This window comes from Streptomyces aidingensis, from assembly GCF_900112355.1.
GTDB classification, from domain to species: domain Bacteria; phylum Actinomycetota; class Actinomycetes; order Streptomycetales; family Streptomycetaceae; genus Streptomyces; species Streptomyces aidingensis.
The window spans coordinates 102,449-127,628 of sequence record NZ_FOLM01000003.1 but is presented as its reverse complement, the minus strand read 5'-3'; the positions used below and the strand labels follow the sequence as shown (position 1 = coordinate 127,628).

The following is a 25,180-nucleotide window of genomic DNA, read 5'->3' as shown; positions in this document are numbered from 1 at the left end:
CACTAGTAGCATGAGAGTGGGCCGGACCGCTTCCCGGCGCCCGGAGCATCGCAGGGACCAGCGCACCATCCGGCGCAACGCCGCGCATCTGGAGGAGAGCCATCGTGCCTCGTACCGTCAGGGACGTCGTCTTCGTGGACGGCGTCCGCACCCCGTTCGGAAAAGCGGGCCCGAAGGGCATGTACCACGAAACCCGCGCCGACGACCTGGTCGTCAAGTGCATCCGCGAGCTGCTGCGCCGCAATCCGGGCCTGCCGCCCGAGCGGGTCGAGGAGGTGGCGATCGCCGCCACCACCCAGATCGGCGACCAGGGACTGACCATCGGCCGCACCGCCGCCCTGCTGGCAGGGCTGCCCGCCACCACGCCCGGCTACGCCATCGACCGGATGTGCGCCGGCGCCATGACCGCCGTGACCACCACCGCCGGTGCCATCGCCTTCGGCTCCGCCGACATCGCCGTGGCGGGCGGTGTGGAGCACATGGGCCGCCACCCGATGGGCGAGGGCGTGGACCCCAATCCGCGCTTCGTCTCCGAGAAGCTGGTCGACGAGTCGGCCATGTTCATGGGCATGACCGCGGAGAACCTGCACGACCGCTTCCCGCGGCTCACCCGGGCGCGTGCCGACGAGTACGCGGCGCGCAGCCAGGAGAAGGCCGCCAAGGCGTACGCGGACCACAAGATCCAGCCGGATCTGGTGCCGATCGCCGTCCGCCGCACCTCGGAGGAGGGCGGCGAGACCGGCTGGGGGCTGGCCACCGCGGACGAGCCGATGCGGCCGGGCACCACCGTGGCACAGCTCGCCGGGCTGAAGACCCCGTTCCGCACCCATGGCCGGGTGACCGCGGGCAACGCGGCGGGCCTGAACGACGGCGCCACCGCCTCGGTCATCGCCGCCGAGGAGACCGCCCGCGAGCTGGGCCTGCCGGTGAAGATGCGGCTGGTCGCCTACGCCTTCGCGGGGGTGGAGCCGGAGGTGATGGGCGTCGGCCCGATCCCGTCCACCGAGAAGGCCCTGGCCCAGGCCGGGCTGGCCATGGAGGACATCGGTCTGCTGGAGATCAACGAGGCGTTCGCCGTCCAGGTGCTCTCCCTGCTGGACCACTACGGCATCGCCGACGACGACCCCAGGGTCAACCAGTACGGCGGTGCCATCGCCTTCGGGCATCCGCTGGCCTCCTCCGGCGTGCGGCTGATGACCCAGCTCGCCCGCCAGTTCGAGGAGCAGCCGCACGTCCGCTACGGCCTGACCACCATGTGCGTGGGCTTCGGCATGGGCGGGACCGTCATCTGGGAGAACCCGCACTGGGAGGGCAAGTGAGCAGCACCGCAGAGCTTCTCAAGGGGGCGGCCGAGCTGTTCCCCGACGAGGTGGTCACCACCGCGCACGTCCGTCATCTGGAGCTGCCGCAGGGCGGCGGACGGTTCGCCCTGATCACCCTGGACAACGGCCTGGACCACACCAAGCCGACCACCTTCGGCCCGCAGTCGCTGGCCAATCTGGACCGGGCCCTGGACCAGGTGGCGGCCGAGGCCGAGGCCGGTGAGATCACCGGCGTGGGCCTGACCGGCAAGCCGTTCGTCTTCGTGGTGGGCGCCGACCTCAAGGGCATGGCGCTGCTGAAGACCCGGGACCAGGCGCTGGCCATCGGCAGGGGCGGGCACGACGTCTTCCGGCGGCTGGCCAATCTGGGCGTGCCGACCTTCGCCTACTACAACGGCGCTGCCATGGGCGGCGGCGTCGAGGCCGGTCTGCACTGCACCTACCGGACCGTCGCCCGGCAGCTTCCGGCCTTCGCCCTGCCCGAGGTCTTCCTGGGCCTGGTCCCCGGCTGGGGCGGCTGCGCGCTGCTGCCCAATCTGATCGGTGCCGACCGCGCCGTACAGGTGATCGTGGAGAACGCGCTCAGCCAGAACCGGATGCTCAAGGGCCCGCAGGTGTACGAGCTGGGCATCGCGGACGCCGTCTTCGACGCGGCCGACTTCCTGGAGCAGTCGCTGAGCTGGACCTCGGCCGTGCTGCGCGGCGAGATCGAGGTGGCCCGGCCGGAGCCGGACCGCGGCGAGGCCTGGGATCTGGCGGTGGAGCGCGGCCGGGCGTTCGCCGACTCCAAGGTGCACGGCGCGGCCCCGGCCGCCTACCGGGCGCTGGACATCATCGCCCAGGCCAAGAACGGCGACCTGCGGGACGCCTTCGACGCCGAGGACCGGGCGCTGGCCGATCTGGTCATGGGCGAGGAGCTGCGCAGCGGCATCTACGCCTTCAACCTGGTGCAGAAGCGGGCCAAGCGGCCGGCCGGCGCACCGGACAAGTCGCTGGCCCGGCCGGTGACCAAGGTGGGTGTGGTCGGCGCCGGGCTGATGGCCTCGCAGCTCGCGCTGCTGTTCGCGCGCCGCCTCCAGGTGCCGGTGGTGCTCACCGACATCGACCAGGAGCGCGTGGACTCCGGCGTGTCCTGGGTGCACGAGCAGATCGACTTTCTGCTGCTCAAGGGCCGGATCAAGCAGGATCAGGCGAACCGGCTCAAGGGCCTGGTCACCGGTGAGCTGGACAAGGCCGCCGCGTTCTCGGACGCCGACTTCGTGATCGAGGCGGTGTTCGAGGAGATGGGCGTCAAGCAGCAGGTGTTCGCCGAGCTGGAGGCGGTGGTGCCGGAGCACGCCATTCTGGCGACCAACACCTCCTCGCTGTCGGTCACCGAGATGGCCTCGAAGCTGCGCCACCCGGAGCGGGTGGTGGGCTTCCACTTCTTCAACCCGGTCGCGGTCCTGCCGCTGCTGGAGGTGGTGCGGGCGGAGCGCACCGACGACGCCTCGCTGGCCACCGCCTTCGCCGTGGCCAAGCAGCTGAAGAAGACCGCGGTGCTGGTCAAGGACGCCCCGGCGTTCGTGGTCAACCGCATCCTGACCCGCTTCATGGGCGAGGTGCTGCGCTCCATCGACGAGGGCACGCCGGTGGAGGTGGCGGACCGGGCGCTGGCGCCGCTGGGCCTGCCGATGACCCCGATCGAGCTGCTCGAACTGGTCGGCCCGGCCGTGGCGCATCATGTCGGCGGCACCCTGCACGCCGCCTTCCCGGAGCGGTTCGCGGTCTCCGCGAACCTGGACCGGGTGGTCAAGGCGGGCAAGAAGGCCTTCTATGTGCACGACTCGGGCAAGCCCGAGCTGGACCCGGAGGTCGCGGCCCTGTTCGAGACCGGCGACACGGTGCTCAGCGAGGAGCAGGTGCGGGACCGGGCGCTGACCGCGATCGCCGAGGAGATCGGGCTGATGCTGCGCGAGGGCGTGGTGGCCGAGGCGCAGGACATCGACCTGTGCCTGATCACCGGCGCGGGATGGCCGTTCCACCTGGGCGGCATCACGCCGTATCTGGACCGGGAGGGAATCTCCGAGCGGGCGGTCGGCGCCCGCTTCCTGCCCCGGGGTGTGGCGAGCGTTCCCGGGTCCTGATCCCGCGGACAGGACCCGCTCACGGGCCCGTCCGCCGCGACAGCGGCGGACGGGCCCCGTTTCCGTGCTCCGCGGCACTGGTACCCGGGGATCTTCCGGCGACCTTCCGGGGGCTCCGTGCGCGCCGTAACGCCCGTCACAGCCGTGGCGCACTGACACCTCGGCCATTACGGACATACCATCGGTTCTCACTCCTTCTTGCTGTTCCTGCTGTTCTCGCTGTTCCGCTGAACATGATCATCTGCCCAAGGGAGCCGGAACCGATGCCGCATCGCGAGCGCCCGCCGCTGCGTCCCCTCGGCCGCGCCGGCCGCGCCCGCCGCATCCGCCGGATCGTGCTGTGGACCGTGGCCGGGGTGGTGCTGTTCACGGCCGGGCTGGGCAGCTGGCTCTACCACCGGCTGGACGCCAGCCTGGACAGCGTGGACATCGAGGCGGAGCTGGGCACCGCCCGGCCGGAGCCGGAGCCCGGCAAGGCCAGCACCCTGCTGGTGGTGGGCACCGACTCACGCGCCGCCCCCGGTCCGGCGGACGCGGAGAACGACGGGCGTCCGGAGCCGGATACGGAGCCGCGGCCCGAGCCGGAGCAGGACGCGTTCTCCACCATGGTGCTGCGCCTGCCGGAGGACGGAACGCCGCCCACGGCGGTCAATCTCCCGCCCGCGCTGCGGGTGGCCGCCCCGCCCTGCGCCGGCGGCGGGGCGGACTCCGGCGGCGACGCGGAGCCCCGGACGGCTCCGCTGGCCGCGCTGCACGGCGAGGGCGGGCCGAGCTGCCTGGTGCGGGCCGTGGAGGAGCTGTCCGGCATCCGCATGGACCACTACATCGAGGTGGACTTCGCCGGGATCGGCGAACTGGCCGCCGCCCTGGACGTCCCGGCCTCGCCGCCGGACGGCGGCGGAGGCGGGCCGGCCGCCGAGCTGGAGCCGCAGCAGCGGGAGTTGCTGCGGCTGCTGGGCGAAGTGCAGCGGCAGGGCGTGCTGTCCAGCCCGGCGAAGCTCTACCGGGTCGCCGACGCGGCGGCCGGCGCGCTCACCACCGACGCCGAACTGGCCTCCCTCACCGGACTGCTGGCCTTTGTGCGGGAACTCGGCACCGGCGGCACCGAGCGGATGAACACCCTGGCACTGCCCGCCGATCCGGCACAGGGCGCGGCCGTCTGGCAGGCCCTGCGCACCGGTTGACGGTTGAATCATCCATCCGGTTCCCGTCCCGCCAGGACAGCCCCCGTGGTCACGAATTAATGTCGACATAAGGACAAATCGACACCCACGGGGAGATTCCATGCTTGCCCAGGAAACCGTCCGGCTCACCGCCACAACCGCCCAGGCGGAGGCCGCCGAGGAACTGATGGCCGCGCCCGAGGCGGCCGTGAGCGACGCGCCGCTGCCCGCCCCGGAGGGCGCGGGGGCTCTGCTGCTGGGACTGCTGCTGTCCCCGAAGGAGCCCAAGCCCGCGAAGGAGAAGTAGCACCGGTACCGGCAGCGGTACCGGCGGACCGCACCTCGGAAACGCACATCGGAAGCAGCAACAGCAGCCGGTAGTGGCGGAGCCGTGATCCCGCGTCGTGCGGTGCCGCGGCCCGGGAGAGTGAGCAGCCCATGCCCTCTGCGGTGAGCGCACCACGCGAGACCTTCGGTGTCGCGGCCGACCGACTGGCTCTCCGCGTTCTCGGCGCCCTCCGGGGTCCCGGGGACGCGGTCTTCGTGGCCGAATACGTGGCGGACACCCCCGATCCGCTGTCCTGCCTGGCCGCCCTGCGGATTGTCGGCAGCGACTCCTTCGCCCCGCATCTGCTGGCCGGGGCACCGCTCCGGCCCCAGGACACCGCGGCCGTCTCCCAGGCCCTGACCGCCTTCCGGGCCGGCGACGGAGCACCCTCGGACCCGTACGTGGCTTGGCGGGACTGGGCCACCGCCCGGCTGCTCAGCCTGCACAACCCGCGCCATCCCGCGCTGCCGCCCCCCGCGCAGCGGCCCGGCTCCGGGGAGGACTGGCGCGGGCTGTCCGACGCGCTGGCCCGGCTCGCCCCGCTGGCGCTGCCGGTCCTGGACAGTCCCGTGCACGAACTCGCCCGCCGCTCCGGCCGCGCGCTCGCCCGGGGACTGACCCGCGCCATGCTGCGCCGCGACCACCCCACGGCCGCCCGGCTGGTGCGCTGGCTCTGCCTGCTGCCCGGTCCGCTGCCGCTGGACCCGCTCGCCGCGCTGGACCATCTCGACCTGCACGGCGTCGCCGGGCCGCGCACCGCGCTCGACCTGGCCATCGCCCGCCTGCTGCGGGAGCCGGTCCGGTGACGGCGGCCCCCGCGGTCCCCGGGCCGGTCCGGGACACGGCACGGCTGCTGGCCGACCGGGCGCTGTCCTGGCTGCACGCCAACCGACGGTTCGGCGCCCTGCCGCCGGGCACCACCGAGACCCTGGACGATCCGGACAGCACCTACAAGCCGCTGGGCGAGAGCGCGCTGGCCGCCTCCCTGGTGCTGCGCGACCCGCACTCCGGCGCCGGACGCCGGGCCGCCGCGCAGAATCTGCTGGACTACCTCTGGGAGCAGTTCCGCGCGGGCGACCTGCTCTACGAGCGCCAGCTCCGGCACACCCTGATGACCGATCCGATGGAGACGTACTCGCACTTCGCCCGGGCCGGGTACCGGCATGCCGAGCTGGACCGGCTGCTGGCCCATCACTCCCGGCTGCGTTCGCTGCGGGCCGTCGAGGTGGTCCCCAACCGGCGGCTGGCGGTGGCCAACGCCGCCCGGGTGGTGGGCCTGGCGCCGCTGCGCGAGGACGACTGGGCGGCGCTGGCCCGCGCCACCTGGCTGGGAGCGGAGCCCGAGCCGTGGGCGGTGGACTGGATGACGGCCTACCACATGACGCACACCGTCTTCCATCTCACCGACTGGTCGGCCCGCCCGGAGGGCCTGCCCGCGCCGCTGGCCGCCTATCTGCACGACTGGCTGCCGGTGTGGACCGACATCTGGCGCGAAGTCGCCCAGTGGGATCTGCTGGCCGAGCTGCTGATCGTCGGAGCCTGCCTGCCCGAGCCGTACTGCGATCCCGGCCACTGGGAGGCCCTGGCCGGGATCCAGCGGCCGGACGGCCTGGTGCCGCGCGACGGCGAGCCGGTGACCGACGACCCGGAGCAGCGCTTCCACGACCACCAGCACACGGTGGCGGTGGTCACGGTGGCGGGCACCGCCCTGGCCGGACGCGCCGGGCCATGAGCGCCGCCCCGCCCGGGGAGGCGCTCCGCCCGCTGCTGGCCACCGCCGGCGCCGCCCCGGGACGCACGGTGGCCGTCGCCGCCGTCCACCACGGGCGGCGGTTCACCGCCTGCGCCGGTCCGGCCGGCCGCCGCACCCGCTTCGAGGCGGGATCGCTGACCAAGACCTACACCGCGCTGCTGCTGGCCGTGCTCGCCGCCGAGGGGCGGGTACGGCTCACCGACCCGCTGGCCCGCCATCTGCCCGGCGTCCCGGAGACCTCCCCGCCGGTCACCCTGCTGCACCTGGCCACCCACACCTCCGGCCTGCCGCGGCTGCCGCCGGGGCTGCCGCGCCGGGCGGCACCGCTGTGGTTCAGCAACCCCTATGCCCGCTTCTCGGCCGGCGATCTGGAGCGGGCCCTGGCCCGGGTCCGGCCGCGCCACCGGCCCGGCACCCGGGTCCACTACTCCAACTTCGGCGTGGCCCTGCTCGGCCGGGCGCTGGCCCAGGTCACCGGCAGGCCCTACGAGGAGGCCCTGCACCGGCGCGTTCTCGGCCCGCTGGGTCTGACCGGCAGCGACTGCTCGCCGGACCGCCCGCAGATCACCGGGCACTGGCACGGCCGGCCCCGCCCGCGCTGGCTGATCCCGGGCCTGCCGGCCGCCGGCGCGCTGCGGCTGACCGCCGCCGACGCCCTGCGCTCGCTGACGCTGCTGCTGGACCCGGCCCTGGCGCCCGGCGCGGTGCTGCGCACCGCCCTGGCCGAGGTGCAGCGGCCCCGGCTGGTACTGCCCCGCGGCGGGCACCAGCTCTGCCTGGTGTGGAACCGGCGCCCCGGGCCGCCGCCGCATCTGCATCACAGCGGGGCCACCCGGGGGTGCACCGCCTTCCTTGCCTTCTCCCCGGAGCGCGGCACCGGGCTGGCCGCCTTCACCAACACCTCGCCCGGCCCGGCCGCCCGCTTCCTCCGGACCGCCTACGGCGCCTTTCTGGCCCTCGCCCGCGGCGGCCCGTGACCGCCGCCGTCCCGGGCCGCCGGCGGCGGGGCACGGCCCGCCCGGTCAGGCGGTCGGGGTCGCGTTGAGCGGGTTCTCCAGCCGGGCGACCAGGCCGGTGACCTGGCGGGCGATGTCCGGGCCGGTGAGGCCGAGGGAGCTCAGCAGCTCGCCGCGGGAGGCGTGCTCCTGGAACTGCGGCGGGATGCCGAAGTTGCGCACCGGGATGTCCACCTCGGCGTCGCGCAGCGCCTGGGCGACCGCGGCGCCGACGCCGCCGGCCCGGCAGTTGTCCTCGACGGTGACCACCACCCGGTGCCGGGCGGCCAGCCCGGGCAGCGCCGGATCGACCGGCTTGACCCAGCGGGGGTCGACCACCGTGGTGGTGATGCCCTGCTGGCCGAGGAGTTCCGCCGCCTCCAGACAGACCGGGGCCAGGGCGCCGATGGAGAGCAGCAGCACGTCCGGCCGCTCCTCCCCCTCGGCGGGGCCGCGCAGCACGTCCATGCCGCCGACGGCGCCGACGGCGGGGACCGCGGGGCCGACCGCGCCCTTGGAGTAGCGGACCACGGTGGGCGCGTCGCGCACCTGGACCGCCTCGCGCAGCTGGAGCCGGAGCTGTTCGGCGTCGCGCGGCGCGGCCAGCCGCAGCCCGGGGACCACCTGGAGCAGGGACATGTCCCACATGCCGTGGTGCGAGGGGCCGTCCGGCCCGGTGATGCCGGCCCGGTCCAGCACGAAGGTGACGCCGAGCCGGTGCAGGGCGACGTCCATCAGCAACTGGTCGAAGGCGCGGTTGAGGAAGGTCGCGTAGACGGCGAAGACCGGATGCAGGCCGCCGAAGGCCAGGCCGGCGGCGGAGACCGCGCCGTGCTGTTCGGCGATGCCGACGTCGTAGACCCGGTGCGGGAACTCGTCGGCGAACTTCTTCAGGCCCACCGGCCGGAGCATGGCCGCGGTGATGGCGACGATGTCCTCCCGCTCGCGGCCGATCCGCACGATCTCGTCCTCGAACACCGAGGTCCAGTCGGCGCCGCCGACCGAGACCGGCAGGCCGGTGTCGGGGTGGATCACGCCGACGGCGTGGAACTGGTCGGCCTCGTCGTCCCGGGCGGGCTGGTAGCCGCGGCCCTTCTCGGTCAGGCAGTGCACGATCACCGGGCCGCCGAACCGCTTGGCGCGCAGCAGGGCGGATTCCAGGGCCGGGAGGTCATGGCCGTCGATGGGGCCGACGTACTTCAGGCCGAGGTCCTCGAACATGCCCTGCGGGGCGATGATGTCCTTCAGGCCCTTCTTGGCGCCGTGCAGCGCGTCGTGCAGCGGCTTGCCCACCACCGGGGTGCGGTTGAGGAGTTCCTTGCCGCGGGTGAGGAAGCGCTCGTAGCCGTCGGTCATCCGCAGGGTGGCCAGATGGTCGGCCAGGCCGCCGATGGTGGGCGAGTAGGACCGCTCGTTGTCGTTGACCACGATCACCAGCGGGCGGTCCTGGGCGGCGGCGATGTTGTTCATCGCCTCCCAGGCCATGCCGCCGGTCAGGGCGCCGTCGCCGGTGACCGCCACCACATGGTTGTCCCGGCCCATGAGCTGGTTGGCCTTGGCCAGGCCGTCGGCCCAGCCGAGCACCGTGGAGGCGTGGCTGTTCTCGATGACATCGTGCTCGGACTCGGTCTGCGAGGGGTAGCCGGCCAGTCCGCCGCGGGCGCGCAGCCGGCTGAAGTCCTGGCGGCCGGTGAGGAGTTTGTGCACATAGGACTGGTGGCCGGTGTCCCACAGGATGCGGTCGGCCGGTGAGTCGAACACCCGGTGCAGGGCGATGGTCAGTTCCACCACGCCCAGATTCGGGCCGAGATGGCCGCCGGTCTTCGCGACCGAGGTGATGAGGAAGGTCCGGATTTCCTGTGCGAGCTGGTCGAGCTGCTCGTGGTTGAGTCCGTCGAGATCGCGCGGTCCCGTGATGCGGGTCAGCAGCGCCACCCGTTGCCTCCTTGCTTCCACCGCGGGCCGCCGCCGTGCAGCCCAGAGTCGTCCGTGCGGACCGGGGTGGTCCGGCGGGTCAATCCGTCGAGTCTAATCTTCCACGGCACTCGGGGAACGTCTCAGGATGCGAGATAGCTCACCTGTTCGTATCGCCAGCTGCATGGAAAGTTCCGGGCTGCTTCGGCAGCCCGGAACTTTCGATCATTTTTTTGACCAGATTTGAACGTTGAGTGCCATGTTCGCCCGACTTGTCGGACCGGGCACCGGCTCAGGTCCGTCCGGCGGTGCGCTGGGTGCGGCGGGACACCGAGTCCACCGTGACCGCGATCAGCAGCACCGCGCCGGTGATCATGAACTGGATGGCGCTCTGCATGCCCAGCAGGTCCAGGCCGATGGTGATGGACTGGATGACCAGGGTGCCCAGCAGCGCCGACCACACCCAGCCGCGCCCGCCGAACAGCGAGGTGCCGCCGATCACCGCCGCCGCGATCACATTCATCAGCAGATTGCCGGAGCCCAGGCTCTTGGTGGCGCCGCCGGACTGGGCCGCGATGAAGAACCCGCCGACCGCGGCCAGCCCGCCGGCCAGGGAGAACACCGTCAGCCGCACCCGCTCCACATTGATGCCGGCCCGGCGGGCCGCCTCGGCGTTGCCGCCGACCGCGAAGATCTGCCGGCCGTACCGGGTACGGCGGACCACGAAGTCGACCAGGATCAGGATCACCAGGAAGATCACCAGCGCCAGCGGCAGTCCCCGGTGCTCGTTCAGCATGTAGGCCACGGCGAAGGCGGCGGCGGCCACCAGCAGCACCCGCAGCACGATCTCGCCGCGCGGGCGCACCGGCAGCCCGGCCCTGGCCCGGCGGCGCTCGGAGAGCACCAGCGCCGCCGCATACCCCGCGGTCAGCAGCAGGGCCATGCCCCAGGCGAAGGCCCGGTCGCTGAAGTAGTGGCCGTACAGATCCCGCACCAGGCTGTCGCGCGGGATGTTGATGGTGCCCTCCTCGCCCATCACCCAGATCTGGAGGCCGCTCCAGCCCAGGAAGCCGGCCAGGGTGACCACAAAGGCCGGCACCCCCACCTTGGCGAAGAAGAAGCCGTGCACCGCGCCGACGGCCGCCCCGGCCGCGATCGCGGCGGCGATGGACACCAGATCGTTGACGCCGTTGGTGACCGACAGCGCCGCCCACAGTGCGGCACTGAGCCCGGCCACCGAACCGACCGACAGATCGATCTCGCCCAGCAGCAGCACCAGCACGATGCCGACCGCCATGATGCCCGGTCCGGCGATGTAGACGGTGAGATTGCTGAGATTGCGCGGGGTGAGGAAGTTGCCGGTCAGCGACTGGAAGACGACCGCGATCACGATCAGGCCGAGCACCACCGGGACGGAGCCCAGCTCACCGCCGCGGATCTTGCGCCGGAACTCCTCCGTGTATCCCATCAGGCCGCGCTCGCGCACCAGCAGCCGCGGGTCGGGGGCGGGCACCTCGGCCGCCGGGGTCATGGGCGCGTCCGACTCCACCGGGGCCTGGCCGGCCTGGTGGGACGGGGCGCCGGGGGTGGGGCTGCTCATCGGGCGTCCTCCGTTCCGCTCGCGCCGCCGGCCGGCCGCCCGGTGCCGTGGTGCCGGCGGTGCCGGCGGCGGCTGACGGCGTTGTCGGTGGCACCGGTGATGGCGGAGACGATCTTCTCCTGCGAGGTGGTCTCCATGTCGAACAGGCCGTTGTTGCGGCCCAGCCGCAGCACCGCCACCTCGTCGGCGACCGCCTGCACATCCGCCATGTTGTGGCTGATCAGGATGACCCCGTGGCCGCGCTCGCGGAGCCGTTCCACCAGGTCCAGCACCTGGGCGGTCTGTTCCACGCCCAGCGCGGCGGTGGGCTCGTCCAGGATCACCAGGTCGGGGTCGCCGATCAGCGCCCGGGCGATGGCCACCACCTGGCGCTGGCCGCCGGAGAGCGAGGCCACCGGGATGCGCACGCTGGGGATGCGGATGGAGAGGGTGTCCAGCAGCTCCCGGGAACGGCGTTCCATCTCCACCTCGTCCAGCGCCACGCCGTGCACGGTCTCCCGGCCGAGGAAGAGGTTGGCCACCACGTCCAGGTTGTCGCAGAGCGCGAGGTCCTGGTAGACGGTGGCGATGCCGAGGTCCTGGGCGTCGTGCGGCCGGTTGATCCGGACCGGCCTGCCCTTCCACTCGAAGACGCCGGTGTCCGCGGCGTGGACGCCGGCGATGGTCTTGATCAGGGTGGATTTCCCGGCGCCGTTGTCACCCACCAGGGCGGTGACAACGCCGGAGCGGAGTTCCAGGTCCACATCGCTCAGTGCCTGCACGGCACCGAAGCGTTTGGAGACTCCGCGCAGCGCCAGCAGGGTTGGTGCGGCGGCGGTCATGGTGCGGTCAGCTCCTTCGCCGCGCCCGGAACGGCGCGGCGGGTAAGGGTCGTTGCGGGCGGGGTTGCCGGGGAGGGGGGGCGGCGGGGAGCCGGCGGGAGCCGCGCGCACCGTCCGGCGCCCCGGGGGGCGCCGGACGGTGCGCGTCGCCGCCGGGGTCAGCCGGTCAGACCGGCCTCGGCGCACGCGTCGGCGAAGTTCTCGGTGCAGATCTCGTCCACGGTGTAGAACTCGTCGGCGATGATGGTGTCCTTGATGTTGTCCTTGGTCACCTGGACCGGGGTGAGCAGCGCGGACGGGATGCCCTCGGTGGTGGGGCTGTCCACGCTCTCCGGCGCCAGGTCGTCGAAGTCCTCGCCGTTCAGCAGCCGGACCGCGATCTCGGCGGTCACCTCGGCCTCCGGCACCAGCGCCTTGTAGATGGTGAAGGTCTGCTGGCCGCTGACGATGCGCTGCAGCGCGGCCAGTTCGGCGTCCTGGCCGCCGACCGGGACGCCGGTGATGCCCTCGCCCTCCAGGGCGGTGACGATGCCGCCCGCCATGCCGTCGTTGGCCGAATAGACGGCGTCGAAGCCGTCATTGCCCAGGGACTGGATGGCGGCGGTCATGGACTGGTTGGCCAGCGCCGGGTCCCAGCCGTCGATGTCGTCCTCGTAGACGATCTCCACGGTGCCGTCCAGCACGTCGTGGGCGCCCTCCTTGAACATCGCGGCGTTGGGGTCGGTGGGGGAACCGTTGATCATCACGACCCGGGCGCCGTCGGCGTTCTCGCCCAGGCTGTCCAGCACGGCCTGTCCCTGGAGCTGGCCGACCCGGTAGTTGTCGTAGGAGACATAGGCGTCGATGTCGCCCTCGGCCAGCCGGTCGTAGGCCACCACGGACACGCCCTCGGCCTTGGCCTCCTCCACCCAGCCGGCGGTGGCGCCGGCGTCGAACGGGTCCAGGATGATCACATCGACGCCCTGGGTGAGCATGGCGTCGAACTGCTGCTTCTGCCGGGAGGTGTCGCCCGCGGCGTTGCCGTACTCGATCTCGCAGTCCGGGCACAGCTTCTTGATGGTCTGTTCCATGACCGGGCGGTCGAACGCCTCGTAGCGGGTGGTCCAGTCGTCGGGCAGCAGAATGCCGATGGTGCCCTTGCCGTCACCGCCGTCACCGCCGCCGTTGCCGCCGTTGCCGCCGTCGTCTCCGTCACCCGCCTCACCGCAGGCCGCCAGGGTGGCCGCCATGGCGATGGCCGCTGTGCCGATGAGCGCACGGCGCAGATGCATCCGCATGGTTGCTCGCCTTCTCCGCAGGGGCCGCCACGTTGCGGCCGGGTAGGGAGGAGCTAACTCCGCCATGCTCTTGCAGTCAACACATGAAACAACCAGCTATCAAATCGAGACTGTTCGATTGATTGCCCGCATCCATTGCTCCAGACAGCACACGCTTGCTTCCAGCTTTACGCCAGATAAGTCCGTTTTGCTCCAGTCATGAATTAATATTGCGCATGAACAAATCCCCCGGAATTGCCAAGACGGGCCATTCCGGGGGATGTTGAGAACAGCTTTCGGAGCGGACCGGACCGGCGCAGGCCGGTTCCGCGCCCGCTCGGCAAGCGGTTGCTGCGGCCGAGGTGACCGCATGCGGTGCTTCAGGTGCGGTCGGTGCCGTTCACCGGCCCCAGCAGCACCCGGTCGCCCATCTCCCGCAGCACCAGGGCCAGCGCGCCCAGCACCTCGGCCCGGCCGCCCAGCGCGCCCGGCACCAGGGTCAGATCGCGGGCCGCGCTGGGAATGGCGTACCGGCCCACCGAGTCCCGGATCGGGGCCAGCGCCAGTTCCCCGGCCTCGGCCAGATCACCGCCGAGCACCACCCGGCTGGGGTTGAGCAGATTGCACAGATGCGCCACCCCGTTGCCGATGTGCCGGGCCACATCGGCGATCACCCGGCGGCAGCCCGGATCGCCCTCCCGGGCGAGCTGCACCACCCGGAGCATGGTCAGGTCCGTGCCATGGCTGACCGCGAGCAGCGGCAGCACATGCCGGGCGGCGGCAAAGGTCTCCAGGCAGCCGCGGTTGCCGCAGCGGCACACCGGCCCCGACTCGTCCAGGGTGATGTGGCCGATCTCCCCCGCGGTGCCGCCCGGCCCGCGGTAGATCTGCCCGTTGATCACCAGGCCGGCGCCCACCCCGCTGGCCACCTTGATGTAGGCCAGGCTGGCAACGCCCCGGCCGGCGCCCCACACCAGCTCACCCAGGGCGCCCAGGTTGGCGTCGTTGTCCACATGCACCGGCACGCCCATCCGGCCGGACAGTTCCTCGCGCGGATTGGTGCCCCGCCAGCCCGGCAGAATGGCGGTCGAGCCCAGGATGCCGGTCTCCACGTCGATCGGGCCGGGCACGCCCAGCCCGATGCCGACGATCTTGCCCCGGTCCACCCCGGCCATCCCCACCAGCCGGGTGACCAGCTTCTCCGCCCGGTCGAAGCCCTGGTCGGCGGAGGCGTCCACATCGAACGGCTCGGCCTCCTCGGCCAGCACCTGCTGCGCCAGATTCCCGACCGCCACCCGCAGATGCGAATGGCCGAAGTCCACGCCCACCACGATCCCGGCGTCGCTGGACAGCGACACACTGCGGGCCCGCCGTCCCCCCGCCGAGGTGGTGCGGACATCGACGGTGCCCAGTTCCTTCAGTTCGCGAACGATATTGGACACGGTCGCGGCGGACAGTCCGGTGGTTCTGGCGATCTCCGCCTGTGTCAGCGATCCCGCCGCCCGCACCGCGCGCACCACGCGCTCCAGGTTGGCCCGGTGCAGCGAAGACTGCGACCCCGGAGTCTCCACCACGGCTTACTCCACTCTGTCTCCCCGGGCGGGCGCGGCTGCGTCCCCGCCGGCCGCCCCGCCTGGCGGGAGACGGCGCCGCTGCCACTATATGAACCGAAGGCACGACTGTGGATAACGGTGAATGAACCCGAGGCCCCGGATCGTCACCGGATCGCTTCCCGGACGGGAACACGCACCGCGCCGGAGGCGGACTATTTCAGGGCGCCGGCGGTCAGCCCGGCCTGCACCTGACGCTGGAAGGACAGATAGACCACCAGGATCGGCAGCATGGCGATGGTCAGACCGGCGTACAGGGCGCCCCAGTTGGCGTCGTAGGAGCCCTGCTGCACCATGAGCGAGGCCAGTCCCTGGGGCAGCACGAAGTTCTCCTCATCGGCGTTGTTCAGCACCCGGGGCAGCACGAACTGGTTCCAGTGGCCGAGGAAATTGAAGATCCCGATGGACACCAGCCCGGGCTTGGCCATGGGCAGCATGATCTGGAAGAAGATCCGGGTGTGCGAGGCGCCGTCGATGGTGGCCGCCTCGTGCACCGCGCCCGGCAGGGTACGGAAGAAGGCGGTCAGGAAGAAGATGGTGAAGGGCAGTGAATAGCCGATGTAGACCAGCACCAGGCCGGGCCGGGTGTTGAGCAGGCCCAGGTTGTCCATCACGAAGTACAGCGGCACCAGGGCCAGGAAGACGGGGAACATCAGCCCGCCGATGAAGAGATAGTGCACCGCGCGGTTGCCGAAGAACTCGTAGCGGGCGATCACATAGGCGGCCATGGCGCCCAGCAGCATGGTGCCGGTGAGCGAGAAGGCCAGGACGATCACCGAGTTCAGCGCGTAGCGGCCGACGCTGGCCTCGGTCCAGGCGGTGGTGAAGTTCTCCCACTCGACACCGGTGGGCAGACCGAAGGGGCTGCCGGTGATGTCCCCGGTGGGCTTGAGGCTGGACAGCACGATCCACAGCACCGGCCCGACCGCCATCACCACCCAGATGATCAGGAACGAGTGGGCGAAGACATTGAGCACCCCGCCCTCGGACCGGCCGCCGCCCGCGCCGGGCCGGTGGCGCGGGGCGGGGCCCTGGGGCGCGGGGCGGGGGCCGTCGGCCGTGCCGGGCGACGCGGTGGCGGTCATGGTCGGCTCCTCTGGCTCTCGGACGGACGGCAGACGGGGGCGGGCTCAGAACTCGATCCGGTCGCGGCGGCCCACCCGCATCATGACCAGGGTGAACACCAGGGTGATCAGGAACAGCACCACGCCCACGGCGGTGGCATAGCCGGCCTGCCCCTCCCGGAAGGCCTTCAGATAGAGATAGGTGGGCAGCACGTCGAAGCCGCCGCGCGGCACCATCACGATGACCAGGGCGAAGGCGTCGAGCGCCTGGATGCCCATATAGATCCAGCCGGTGCGGACGGTGTCCCAGGTCAGCGGGAAGGTGACCCGGAAGAAGGTGGCCGCGCGGCCGGCCCCGTCCAGCAGCGCGGCCTCGTAGATGTCCCGGGGGACCGCGGCCATGGCGGCGGAGAACAGCACCACATAGAAGCCCACGAAGGACCAGCACAGCACCAGCAGGATCACCCAGCGTGCCCAGGAGCCGCCGAGCCAGTTGTCCTGGGCCAGCGAGCCGAGGCCCACGGCCTCCAGGCCGGTGTTGACCAGACCGCTGCGCGGGCTGAACACCCGGGCCCAGACAATGGCGATGATGGCCACCGAGAGCACCTGGGGAAGAAAGTAGACGATCTTGTAGAACGCGGCCCCGCGCACCCCGCCGACCGACTCGCTGCGCCGGTGCCGGCCGCCCGCGTTCAGCATGTAGGCGAAGAACAGGCCCAGCGCCAGGGTGATCACCGGTGCCAGCACCAGCAGGACCAGGCTGTTGGCCAGGGCGTCCCAGAAGGCGTCGTCCCGCCACATGCGGGAGAAGTTGCCGGACCAGACCATGGAGAACTCGCCGCCGAAGCCGGTCCAGTCGGTCATGGCGTAGAAGAACGCCTGGAGGAACGGCCAGATCACCAGCACGGTGTAGATCAGCAGCGGCGGGGCCAGGAACCAGCAGACGAAGCGGTACCGGTCCACGGTGCGGTAGCGGCGGTCGTAGCGGACGGACTCGGGGGTCAGGCGGGGCGGCAGCAGCAGGGCCGCGGCCAGGGCCACCCGCGAGACGGCCGGCGGCCGGGCCCCCGGGCCCCCGCGCGACGCCGGGGTCGGCGGGTCGACCACCGGGCTGACCTGGGTGTCCATGCCGCTCTCCGTCCCTTGCTCGATCTTCTGGTGAGCTGATGTACCGATGAGCGGATGGGCGGATGTCCCGATCCGCAGATATACGGGTGGTCAGGCTAAGCGGACCGGACGGGCCGGCCGCCGGAGCACACACCGGCGGCCGGCCGGTGCCACCGGCTCGGCTCAGAGGTACTTCTCGACGGAGTCGTCGGCGGCCACCGCGTCGGCCCCGGCCTGGATCCGGTCCAGCGCCTCGGCGGCGGTGAGGTCGCCGGCCATCATCTCGCCCATGGCCACGCCCATGACATCGGAGAAGAAGACCGGATACCACTCGCGGAACCGCGGGGCGACGATGTTCTCGCCGGCCGCGGCGACCGCCTCCTGGGCCGAGGTCAGGCCGGGAGGCAGGGCCAGCCCGTCGGCGGCGCCCGCCACCGAGGTGAGGGAGGAGACCTTCTCGGTGAAGTTGCGGGCGGCGTCCCGGCCGAGCATGATCCGCAGAAACTCCATGCCGGCCCGCGGGGCGGCGGCGTCCGCGGGCACGATGAAGGGCTCGCCGGCGGTGGCGTAGAGGGTGCCGAAGGGCAGCGCGTCCGAGGAGTCCAGGCCGGTGGCGGCGCCGACCGCGATCTCGGCGTCCGGCGCGATGTCGGCCTTGGACTCGTTCTCCAGCCAGGTGCCGCAGGGCAGGAACAGCGCCTTGTTCTTGGCCCACTCGGTCTGCGACTCGGTGTGGTTGATGCCGGGGGTGCCGGGCAGCAGATAGCCCTTGGCGGCGATCTCCTCGTACGCCTCGAAGACCGCGACCACGGCGTCCTGCTTCCAGGCGCCCGGCTCCAGCCGGTCGATGGCGTCGAACACCTCCGGGCCGCCGACCTTGGCCATCATCGGCATCATGGTGAAGGAGAGATAGCGGGCGTGGTGCCCGGCATAGGTCCAGCCGGCGATGCCCTGCTTCTTCGCCTTCTCGCAGACCGCCAGCATCTGGTCCCAGGTCTGCGGATACTCCTCCTCCAGGGTGTCGTGCAGCAGCTTGCGGGAGTACCAGGTGCCGTAGACGGTGAAGGCGTAGTTGAGGACATAGACCTCCTGGCCGCCGTACTGGCCGGACTCCACGGTGCCCGGCAGCAGGGTGTCGCGCACCTTCACCGCGGGGTCGTCCCAGCTCGGCGCGTCGAACAGCGGTCGCAGATCGGCGACCTGGCCCTCCTTCAGCAGGGCGGGCAGCGGCATCATGTCGGCGCCGGAGTTGTTGATCATGTCGGGCGGGTTGCCGGAGACCATCCGGGCCTGCACCCGGGCGCTGATCTCCTCGGTGGCGTTGTGCTCGACGCTGCCGTAGTGCTCCTCGAAGACGGCGCCGACGTCCCGGGCGTACTGGTCCTCGAAGCCGCCATTGAAGATGAGGACCTCGACGCCGGAGTCCGCGGTCAGCCCGAACGGATTGCGCTCGGTGACCTCTCCGGGTGCGTTCTGCTGCTTGCCGCCCCCGCCGCTCCCGCCCCCGCCGCTGGCGCAGGCGGAGAGCGCGGCCATGGCGGGCAGCGCGGTCAGACCGGCCGCGGCGGATCTGCGGATCAGGGTGCGGCGGTGCAGGTGCGGACTCGACGTCATGCGGGATCTCGCCTTCTCACAGGGACTGCTGGGCTGGGGTGCCGGCCTGGGCCGCGGTCAGTTTCTTTCAGCCGAGCGCGGTGTGGTCCGGTTGCGGACGGCGTGTCGTGTGCGGGGGACTGCGGATGCGTGAGGAGAAAGCGCCTGTTCGGCGGCGGCGGGGGCGGGAGGTCTCCCGGTTGTGGCGAATGCTTTCCGCCTGCGGACAGGTATAGGCCACTCGGCGGGGTGCGACAAGATCGGGCGACACCTTGCCCGGCAGGCGTTTCCGAGTTGAGACCTGAACGGAAGCCGCCGCCGCGCCGCCCCCGGAACGCGGCGAGGGCCGCATCCCCGCGGTGCGGGAATGCGGCCCTCGTCCGCCGGTCTCTACCTGCGGATCAGCGACCGCAGCACGTACTGCATGATGCCGCCGTTGCGGTAGTAGTCGGCCTCGCCCGGGGTGTCGATCCGGACGGTGGCGTCGAACTCCACACCGGTGTCGGTGGTGACCTTGACGGTGGGCGGCACGGTCGCGTCGTTCAGCGCCGTGATGCCGGTGAGGGAGAAGGTCTCCTCGCCGGTCAGCCCGAGGGTCTCGGCGCTGTGGCCGGCCGGGAACTGGAGCGGCAGCACCCCCATGCCGATCAGATTGGAGCGGTGGATGCGCTCGTAGGACTCGGCGATGACGGCCTTGACACCGAGCAGCGCGGTGCCCTTGGCGGCCCAGTCGCGGGAGGAGCCGGAGCCGTACTCCTTGCCGGCCAGCACCACCAGCGGGATGCCGGCGTCCTGGTAGTTCATGGCGGCGTCGTAGATGAAGGAGACCGGAGCCTTCCCGTCCTCCCCGGGCGGCCGGGTGAAGTCGCGGGTGTAGCCGCCCTCGGTGCCGGGCGCGATCTGGTTGCGCAGCCGGATGTTGGCGAAGGTGCCGCGGATCATCACCTCGTGGTTGCCGCGCCGGGAGCCGTAGCTGTTGAAGTCGCGGCGCTGCACGCCGTGCTCCAGCAGGTACTGGCCGGCCGGGGTGTCGGCCTTGATGGCGCCGGCCGGGGAGATGTGGTCGGTGGTGACCGAGTCGCCCAGCTTGGCGAGCACCCGGGCGCCGGTGATGTCCAGCACCGGCGCCGGGTCCATGGTCATGCCGTCGAAGTACGGGGGCTTGCGGACATAGGTGGACTCCGGGTCCCACTCGAAGGTGGAGCCGGTGGGCACCGGCAGCGCCTGCCATTGGGCGTCGCCGGCGAAGACGTCGGAGTAGGAGGAGCCGAACATCTCCTGGCCGATCGCGGAGGCCACCACCTCCTCGACCTCCTGTTCCGAGGGCCAGATGTCGGCCAGGTAGACGGCCTTGCCTTCGCTGTCCAGGCCCAGCGGCTCGGTGGTGATGTCGGTCTTCATGGAGCCGGCGATGGCGTAGGCCACCACCAGCGGCGGGGACGCCAGGTAGTTCATCTTGACGTCCGGGTTGATCCGGCCCTCGAAGTTGCGGTTGCCGGAGAGGACGGAGACCACGGCCAGGTCGTTCTCGTTGACCGCCCGGGAGACCTCGTCCGGCAGCGGGCCGGAGTTGCCGATGCAGGTGGTGCAGCCGTAGCCGACCAGGTTGAAGCCGAGCTTGTCCAGGTAGGGGGTCAGGCCGGCCCGGTCGTAGTAGTCCATGACCACCTTGGAGCCGGGGGCCAGGGTGGTCTTCACCCACGGCTTGCGGGTCAGGCCGCGCTCCACCGCCTTCTTGGCCACCAGTGCCGCGCCCACCATCACATAGGGGTTGGAGGTGTTGGTGCAGGAGGTGATGGCGGCGATGGTGACGGCGCCGTGGTCGAGGGTGTAGCTGGAGCCGTCCGGCGCGGTGACGGTGACCGGCTTGCTGGGCGTGCCGTTGGAGACGGCCGGGGAGTCGGAGGCCGGGAAGGACTCCTTGCCCGCCTCGTCCAGGTCGGCCTCGCTGACATAGGCCCGCACATCCTGGGCGAACTGGCCGGCGGCGTCGGAGAGCGCGATGCGGTCCTGCGGGCGCTTGGGCCCGGCGATGGACGGCACCACGGTGGACAGGTCCAGCTCCATGTGCTCGGAGTAGTCCGGCTCGGCGGCCGGGTCCAGCCACAGGCCCTGTTCCTTGGCGTAGGCCTCGACCAGGGCGAGCTGCTCGTCGGTGCGGCCGGTCATCCGCAGATAGGCGATGGTCTCGGCGTCGATCGGGAAGATCGCGGCGGTGGAGCCGAACTCCGGGGACATGTTGCCGATGGTGGCGCGGTTGGCCAGCGGCACCGCGGACACGCCCTCGCCGTAGAACTCGACGAACTTGCCGACCACGCCGTGCCTGCGCAGCATCTCGGTGATGGTCAGCACCAGGTCGGTGGCGGTGGTGCCGGTGGGCAGCTCGCCGGTGAGCTTGAAGCCGACCACCCGGGGGATGAGCATGGACACCGGCTGGCCGAGCATGGCGGCCTCGGCCTCGATGCCGCCCACGCCCCAGCCGAGCACGCCCAGGCCGTTGACCATGGTGGTGTGCGAGTCGGTGCCGACCAGGGTGTCGGGGTACGCCTTGCCGTCGCGGACCATCACCACCCGGGCCAGATGCTCGATGTTGACCTGGTGGACGATGCCGGTGCCGGGCGGGACCACCTTGAACTCGTCGAACGCGGTCTGGCCCCAGCGCAGGAACTGGTAGCGCTCCCGGTTGCGGCCGTACTCCAGCTCGACGTTCTGCTGGAAGGCGTCCGGGGTGCCGAAGCGGTCGGCGATCACGGAGTGGTCGATCACCAGCTCGGCGGGGGCGAGCGGATTGATGCGGGCCGGGTCGCCGCCCAGCTCGCGGACGGCCTCGCGCATGGTGGCCAGGTCCACCACGCAGGGAACGCCGGTGAAGTCCTGCATGATCACCCGGGCGGGGGTGAACTGGATCTCCTGGCTGGGCCGGGCGGTGGCGTCCCAGCCGCCGAGGGCCCGGATGTGGTCCGCGGTGATGTTGGCCCCGTCCTCGGTGCGCAGGAGGTTCTCCAGCAGCACCTTCAGGCTGTAGGGGAGGCGGGCCGCACCCTCCACCTTGTCCAGCCGGAAGATCTCGTACGACTTGTCGCCCACCTGCAGTGTGCTGCGGGCGCCGAAGCTGTTCGCCGACACGACAGTCTCCTTCAGTGCATTCGCGTGCCGCTGCCGCCTGCTGCCGCCGGCTTCCTTCCGGCACGCCCGGGCCGGGGTACGGCGGTCCACGGGAGCAGCGGGGCAGCGCCCCTCGACAAGATATCTCGATGTCGAGATACCACCCTAGTACATGACCGCCCGCCCGGCATCCGTCCCCCACCGGGTGTCCCCCCGCCCCGCCGGCCGCGGACGGCGGCGTTCAGGGGCGCCCGTCGCCGGGGCCGGGAAGCGGCGGCGGGCCCTTGGCGGCGAGCGCGGCGCGCACCAGGCCGAGGATCGCCTCGTCGGCCATGCCCAGGGCCCGCCCCTCCTCGGCCACCTGGCGCGCGGCCCGGGCCAGCCGGGCGCGGCCCGGGGAGGCACCGCCCGCCACCGCCGCGCCACGGCCCCGGCGCAGCTCGATCAGCCCCTCCTCACGGAGCTTCTGGTAGCCGCGCAGCACGGTGTGCATATTGACGCCCAGCGATCCGGCGAGTTCCCGGGCCGGCGGCAGCCGGTCGCCGGGACCGGCCGTGCCCTCGGCCACGGCGCCGCGCACACAGGCGGCGATCTGGTCCCCGAGCGGCACGGGCGAGGCGGGGTCCACCCGGAACAGCATCAGTCCCGGCCCTCCGCGCCCGGTGGCCGGTCCGGCCCGGCGGCGGGCAGTCCGGGCCGCCCGGCGCCGCCCCGCTCCAGCAGCCCGTTGAGCAGGGCCGCGGCCGTGGCGGCGTCGTCCACGGTGACCACGAACTCCCGGCCGGTCACCAGCCGCAGGGAGAGCGCCTCGCCGGAGCGCAGCACCAGCCCGGTCGCCCCGGCCCGCAACCGGTATCCCCAGCCGCCGAACTCGCGCAGCGCCTCCACCCGGCGCACGCTCGCGCCGCTGATCCGGGCCAGCGGCACGGAGATCCGCGGATGCGGCAGCGGCAGGGGGCGGACCCGCAGGCCGTCACGGTCCACCACGACCCGGACCGTGGTGGCCGCGGCCAGCAGCAGGGCGGTGAGCAGCAGCAGGACGGCGGCCGGCCACAGGCCGGGCCGGGAGAAGGCGGCGACGGAACAGCCGGCCGCGGCCGGCGCCGAGGACAGCGCCGCCCAGCGCAGTGGACGGGAGCCGATCGTGCGGCTCCACACGGCCGCCTCGCCGGGCTCCAGCGGCAGTCCGGCCGGCCGCTCCCCCGCTTGCGCCGTCTCCGTCTCCGCCCGTTCCGCTGCCGTGGGCGGCCCGGCCAGCAGCCAGGCGGCCCCGGCGACGGCCAGCCCCACGGCCGCGCCCACGGCGAGCTGCCAGGGCGGCAGCACGGCATCGGCCCCCCGGGCCAGGTCCCAGTTGACCACGGTGACCGCGGTGAGCAGCCAGCCGAGCAGGCCCGCCGTGCCGCTGCCGCCGGAGATCACCGCCCGGCGGCCCGGGCCCGGCCCGGCGGCCGGCCGGGCGAGCAGGGTGAAGAGGACCCCCAGGGCCAGCAGCAGCCCCACGCTGACCAGCAGCGCGGCCGGGCGGGCAAGATAGCCGTCGGCCTGCCCGCCGGGCCGGAAGTGCGTGGCCATCGGATCGGGCAGCCACCGGTAACCGGCCCCGAAGGTGCCGGCCGTCACCGCCAGGGCCAGCCCGTACGCCCCCGCCACCACCATGGCCCCGCGATCGAGCACCCGCATTGCCCCTGCCTCCCCTACGCTGCATCCCGGACGCGTTCGGCCAGGTGAGCACGATTGTTCGCATAAGACTAGAACAAGTCAAGCGGGCGGTGACGGCACCATGACAGGACCGGTACCGTCCCGCGACTCACTCGGACGGCATCAGTGTGAGTAGGCATCTCATATGTGAGATAGGCTCTGGATCATGACCGACGACTACCTCGCCCGCATCGGCAAACTGATCCGGGACGCGCGCCAGCACCGGGGATGGACCCAGCTCCAGCTGGCCGAGGCACTGAACACCAGCCAGAGCGCCATCAACCGCATCGAACGCGGTAACCAGAACATCAGCCTGGAGATGATCGCCCGCATCGGCGAGGCGCTGGACAGCGAGATCGTCTCCCTGGGCTACTCCGGCCCGATGCATCTGCGAGTCGTCGGCGGCCGCCGGCTGTCCGGCGCCATCGATGTCAAGACCAGCAAGAACGCCTGCGTGGCGCTGCTGTGCGCGTCCCTGCTGAACTCCGGCCGCACGGTGCTGCGCCGGGTGGCGCGGATCGAGGAGGTCTACCGGATCCTGGAGGTCCTCAGCTCCATCGGGGTCCGGACCCGCTGGATCAACGACGGCGCGGACCTGGAGATCGTCCCGTCGGCCGAGCTGACGCTGGACTCCATCGATGTGGACGCCGCCCGCCGGACCCGCTCCATCATCATGTTCCTGGGCCCGGTGCTGCACCGGCTGGACCGCTTCAGGATCCCGTACGCCGGCGGCTGCGATCTGGGCACCCGGACGGTGGAACCGCACCTGACCGCGCTGCGCAGGTTCGGCCTGGACATCACCGCCACCGAGGGCTGGTACCACGCCGAGGTCGACTCCTCGGTGCGCCCGGAACGCGCCATCGTGCTGACCGAGCGCGGCGACACCGTCACCGAGAACGCCCTGATGGCCGCGGCCCGCCACGACGGTGTGACGGTCATCCGCAACGCCTCGTCCAACTACATGGTCCAGGACCTCTGCTTCTTCCTGGAGCAGCTCGGCGTCCAGGTGGAGGGCATCGGCACCACCACACTGACCGTGCACGGCCGCACCGATATCGACCGGGACGTGGACTACTCCCCCTCCGAGGACCCGGTGGAGGCGATGAGCCTGATCGCCGCCGCGGTCGTCACCTCCTCGGAGCTGACCATCCGGCGGGCGCCGGTGGAGTTCCTGGAGATCGAGCTGGCCGTGCTGGAGGGCATGGGCCTGGACTACGACCTGAGCCCGGAGTACACGGCCGACAACGGCCGCACCCGGCTCGCCGACCTCACCGTCCGCCCCTCGAAGCTCGAAGCCCCCATCGACAAGATCCACCCGATGCCCTTCCCGGGCCTCAATATCGACAATGTGCCGTTCTTCGCGGCCATCGCCGCCTCGGCGCACGGCAAGACCCTGATCCACGACTGGGTCTACGACAACCGGGCCATCTACCTCACCGACCTCAACCGCCTCGGCGGCCGGCTCCAGTTGCTGGACCCGCACCGGGTGCTGGTGGAGGGCCCCACCCGGTGGCGCGCCGCCGAGATGATGTGCCCGCCGGCCCTGCGCCCGGCCGTCGTCGTGCTGCTGGCCATGATGGCCGCCGAGGGCACCTCGGTGCTGCGCAACGTCTATGTCATCAACCGCGGCTACGAAGACCTCGCCGCCCGCCTCAACTCCGTCGGCGCCCAGATCGAAACCTTCCGCGACATCTGAGCCCACAACACCGCCGCACCCCCTCC

General features: G+C 71.9%; 19 protein-coding genes. 8 read left to right on the top strand and 11 right to left on the bottom strand.

Going from position 1 to position 25,180, the window contains the following annotated elements:
* The first annotated feature begins 104 nt into the window (after nt 1–104).
* The 7 genes from BM242_RS07755 (at nt 105) to BM242_RS07725 (ending at nt 7,669) form a co-directional block, all read left to right on the top strand.
* A complete protein-coding gene (locus tag BM242_RS07755; protein ID WP_093837954.1) occupies nt 105–1,319 on the top strand; it encodes a thiolase family protein in 1,215 nt (404 codons plus the stop codon).
* Complete coding sequence (locus BM242_RS07750; RefSeq protein ID WP_093837953.1) at nt 1,316–3,448, top strand: 3-hydroxyacyl-CoA dehydrogenase NAD-binding domain-containing protein; 2,133 nt, start codon at nt 1,316–1,318, stop codon at nt 3,446–3,448. Before BM242_RS07755 ends, BM242_RS07750 begins: the two co-directional genes overlap by 4 nt.
* 263 nt (nt 3,449–3,711) lie before the next feature.
* A complete protein-coding gene (locus BM242_RS07745) occupies nt 3,712–4,632 on the top strand; it encodes an LCP family protein (protein ID WP_093837952.1) in 921 nt (306 codons plus the stop codon).
* 100 nt (nt 4,633–4,732) lie between these two features.
* On the top strand, nt 4,733–4,918 hold the full coding sequence (locus BM242_RS07740) for a hypothetical protein (protein ID WP_093837951.1): 186 nt from the start codon (nt 4,733–4,735) through the stop codon (nt 4,916–4,918).
* Between the two features lie 143 nt (nt 4,919–5,061).
* Nucleotides 5,062–5,745 (top strand): hypothetical protein, encoded by a 684-nt coding sequence (locus BM242_RS07735; protein WP_245833904.1) that lies wholly within the window; start codon nt 5,062–5,064, stop codon nt 5,743–5,745.
* Nucleotides 5,742–6,671, top strand: coding sequence for a DUF6895 family protein (locus tag BM242_RS07730; protein WP_093837950.1), 930 nt, complete (start codon nt 5,742–5,744; stop codon nt 6,669–6,671). The genes BM242_RS07735 and BM242_RS07730 overlap by 4 nt, the downstream gene beginning before the upstream one ends.
* On the top strand, nt 6,668–7,669 hold the full coding sequence (locus BM242_RS07725) for a serine hydrolase domain-containing protein (protein ID WP_093837949.1): 1,002 nt from the start codon (nt 6,668–6,670) through the stop codon (nt 7,667–7,669). Before BM242_RS07730 ends, BM242_RS07725 begins: the two co-directional genes overlap by 4 nt.
* Nucleotides 7,670–7,714: 45 nt before the next feature.
* On the opposite strand, the gene dxs is transcribed toward BM242_RS07725, so the two are convergent.
* The 11 genes from dxs to BM242_RS07670 all read right to left on the bottom strand — a co-directional run bounded on the left by dxs (nt 7,715) and on the right by BM242_RS07670 (nt 23,440).
* Nucleotides 7,715–9,622: a 1-deoxy-D-xylulose-5-phosphate synthase gene (gene dxs / locus BM242_RS07720; RefSeq protein ID WP_093837948.1), complete on the bottom strand. Its 1,908-nt coding sequence runs from the start codon at nt 9,620–9,622 to the stop codon at nt 7,715–7,717.
* A gap of 271 nt (nt 9,623–9,893) precedes the next feature.
* Nucleotides 9,894–11,201, bottom strand: a complete 1,308-nt coding sequence (locus BM242_RS07715) for a sugar ABC transporter permease (protein ID WP_093837947.1) — start codon at nt 11,199–11,201, stop codon at nt 9,894–9,896.
* Nucleotides 11,198–12,022, bottom strand: a complete 825-nt coding sequence (locus BM242_RS07710; protein ID WP_093837946.1) for an ATP-binding cassette domain-containing protein — start codon at nt 12,020–12,022, stop codon at nt 11,198–11,200. The genes BM242_RS07715 and BM242_RS07710 overlap by 4 nt, the downstream gene beginning before the upstream one ends.
* A 158-nt stretch (nt 12,023–12,180) precedes the next feature.
* On the bottom strand, nt 12,181–13,299 hold the full coding sequence (locus BM242_RS07705) for an ABC transporter substrate-binding protein (RefSeq protein WP_245833903.1): 1,119 nt from the start codon (nt 13,297–13,299) through the stop codon (nt 12,181–12,183).
* 359 nt (nt 13,300–13,658) lie between these two features.
* The gene (locus BM242_RS07700) at nt 13,659–14,849 is read right to left on the bottom strand and encodes an ROK family transcriptional regulator (protein WP_093838245.1); all 1,191 of its coding nucleotides are present in this window, start codon (nt 14,847–14,849) and stop codon (nt 13,659–13,661) included.
* Between the two features lie 194 nt (nt 14,850–15,043).
* Nucleotides 15,044–15,973, bottom strand: coding sequence for a carbohydrate ABC transporter permease (locus BM242_RS07695; RefSeq protein WP_093837945.1), 930 nt, complete (start codon nt 15,971–15,973; stop codon nt 15,044–15,046).
* A 45-nt stretch (nt 15,974–16,018) separates the two neighbouring features.
* A complete protein-coding gene (locus BM242_RS07690) occupies nt 16,019–17,080 on the bottom strand; it encodes a carbohydrate ABC transporter permease (RefSeq protein ID WP_093837944.1) in 1,062 nt (353 codons plus the stop codon).
* 162 nt (nt 17,081–17,242) lie between these two features.
* Nucleotides 17,243–18,673 (bottom strand): N-acetylglucosamine/diacetylchitobiose ABC transporter substrate-binding protein, encoded by a 1,431-nt coding sequence (gene ngcE, locus BM242_RS07685; RefSeq protein WP_093837943.1) that lies wholly within the window; start codon nt 18,671–18,673, stop codon nt 17,243–17,245.
* A gap of 369 nt (nt 18,674–19,042) precedes the next feature.
* Complete coding sequence (gene acnA, locus BM242_RS07680; protein WP_093837942.1) at nt 19,043–21,778, bottom strand: aconitate hydratase AcnA; 2,736 nt, start codon at nt 21,776–21,778, stop codon at nt 19,043–19,045.
* Nucleotides 21,779–21,998: 220 nt separating this feature from the next.
* Nucleotides 21,999–22,397, bottom strand: a complete 399-nt coding sequence (locus BM242_RS07675; RefSeq protein WP_093837941.1) for a GntR family transcriptional regulator — start codon at nt 22,395–22,397, stop codon at nt 21,999–22,001.
* Nucleotides 22,397–23,440 (bottom strand): DUF1648 domain-containing protein, encoded by a 1,044-nt coding sequence (locus BM242_RS07670; RefSeq protein ID WP_093837940.1) that lies wholly within the window; start codon nt 23,438–23,440, stop codon nt 22,397–22,399. Before BM242_RS07670 ends, BM242_RS07675 begins: the two co-directional genes overlap by 1 nt.
* 184 nt (nt 23,441–23,624) lie before the next feature.
* Here BM242_RS07670 and BM242_RS07665 point away from each other — a divergent pair, with 184 nt between their 5' ends.
* Nucleotides 23,625–25,154 (top strand): UDP-N-acetylglucosamine 1-carboxyvinyltransferase, encoded by a 1,530-nt coding sequence (locus BM242_RS07665; protein WP_093837939.1) that lies wholly within the window; start codon nt 23,625–23,627, stop codon nt 25,152–25,154.
* The last annotated feature ends 26 nt before the right edge of the window (nt 25,155–25,180 follow it).

Bases quoted from the DNA above. Each gene is read 5' to 3' on its own strand.
- BM242_RS07745 (WP_093837952.1), top strand. From the start codon at position 3,712: ATGCCGCATCGCGAGCGCCCGCCGCTGCGTCCCCTCGGCCGCGCCGGC.
- BM242_RS07740 (WP_093837951.1), top strand. From the start codon at position 4,733: ATGCTTGCCCAGGAAACCGTCCGGCTCACCGCCACAACCGCCCAGGCG.
- BM242_RS07725 (WP_093837949.1), top strand. From the start codon at position 6,668: ATGAGCGCCGCCCCGCCCGGGGAGGCGCTCCGCCCGCTGCTGGCCACC.
- BM242_RS07715 (WP_093837947.1), bottom strand. From the start codon at position 11,201: ATGAGCAGCCCCACCCCCGGCGCCCCGTCCCACCAGGCCGGCCAGGCC.
- BM242_RS07710 (WP_093837946.1), bottom strand. From the start codon at position 12,022: ATGACCGCCGCCGCACCAACCCTGCTGGCGCTGCGCGGAGTCTCCAAA.
- BM242_RS07705 (WP_245833903.1), bottom strand. From the start codon at position 13,299: ATGCGGATGCATCTGCGCCGTGCGCTCATCGGCACAGCGGCCATCGCC.
- BM242_RS07695 (WP_093837945.1), bottom strand. From the start codon at position 15,973: ATGACCGCCACCGCGTCGCCCGGCACGGCCGACGGCCCCCGCCCCGCG.
- BM242_RS07690 (WP_093837944.1), bottom strand. From the start codon at position 17,080: ATGGACACCCAGGTCAGCCCGGTGGTCGACCCGCCGACCCCGGCGTCG.
- ngcE (WP_093837943.1), bottom strand. From the start codon at position 18,673: ATGACGTCGAGTCCGCACCTGCACCGCCGCACCCTGATCCGCAGATCC.
- BM242_RS07675 (WP_093837941.1), bottom strand. From the start codon at position 22,397: ATGCTGTTCCGGGTGGACCCCGCCTCGCCCGTGCCGCTCGGGGACCAG.
- BM242_RS07670 (WP_093837940.1), bottom strand. From the start codon at position 23,440: ATGCGGGTGCTCGATCGCGGGGCCATGGTGGTGGCGGGGGCGTACGGG.
- BM242_RS07665 (WP_093837939.1), top strand. From the start codon at position 23,625: ATGACCGACGACTACCTCGCCCGCATCGGCAAACTGATCCGGGACGCG.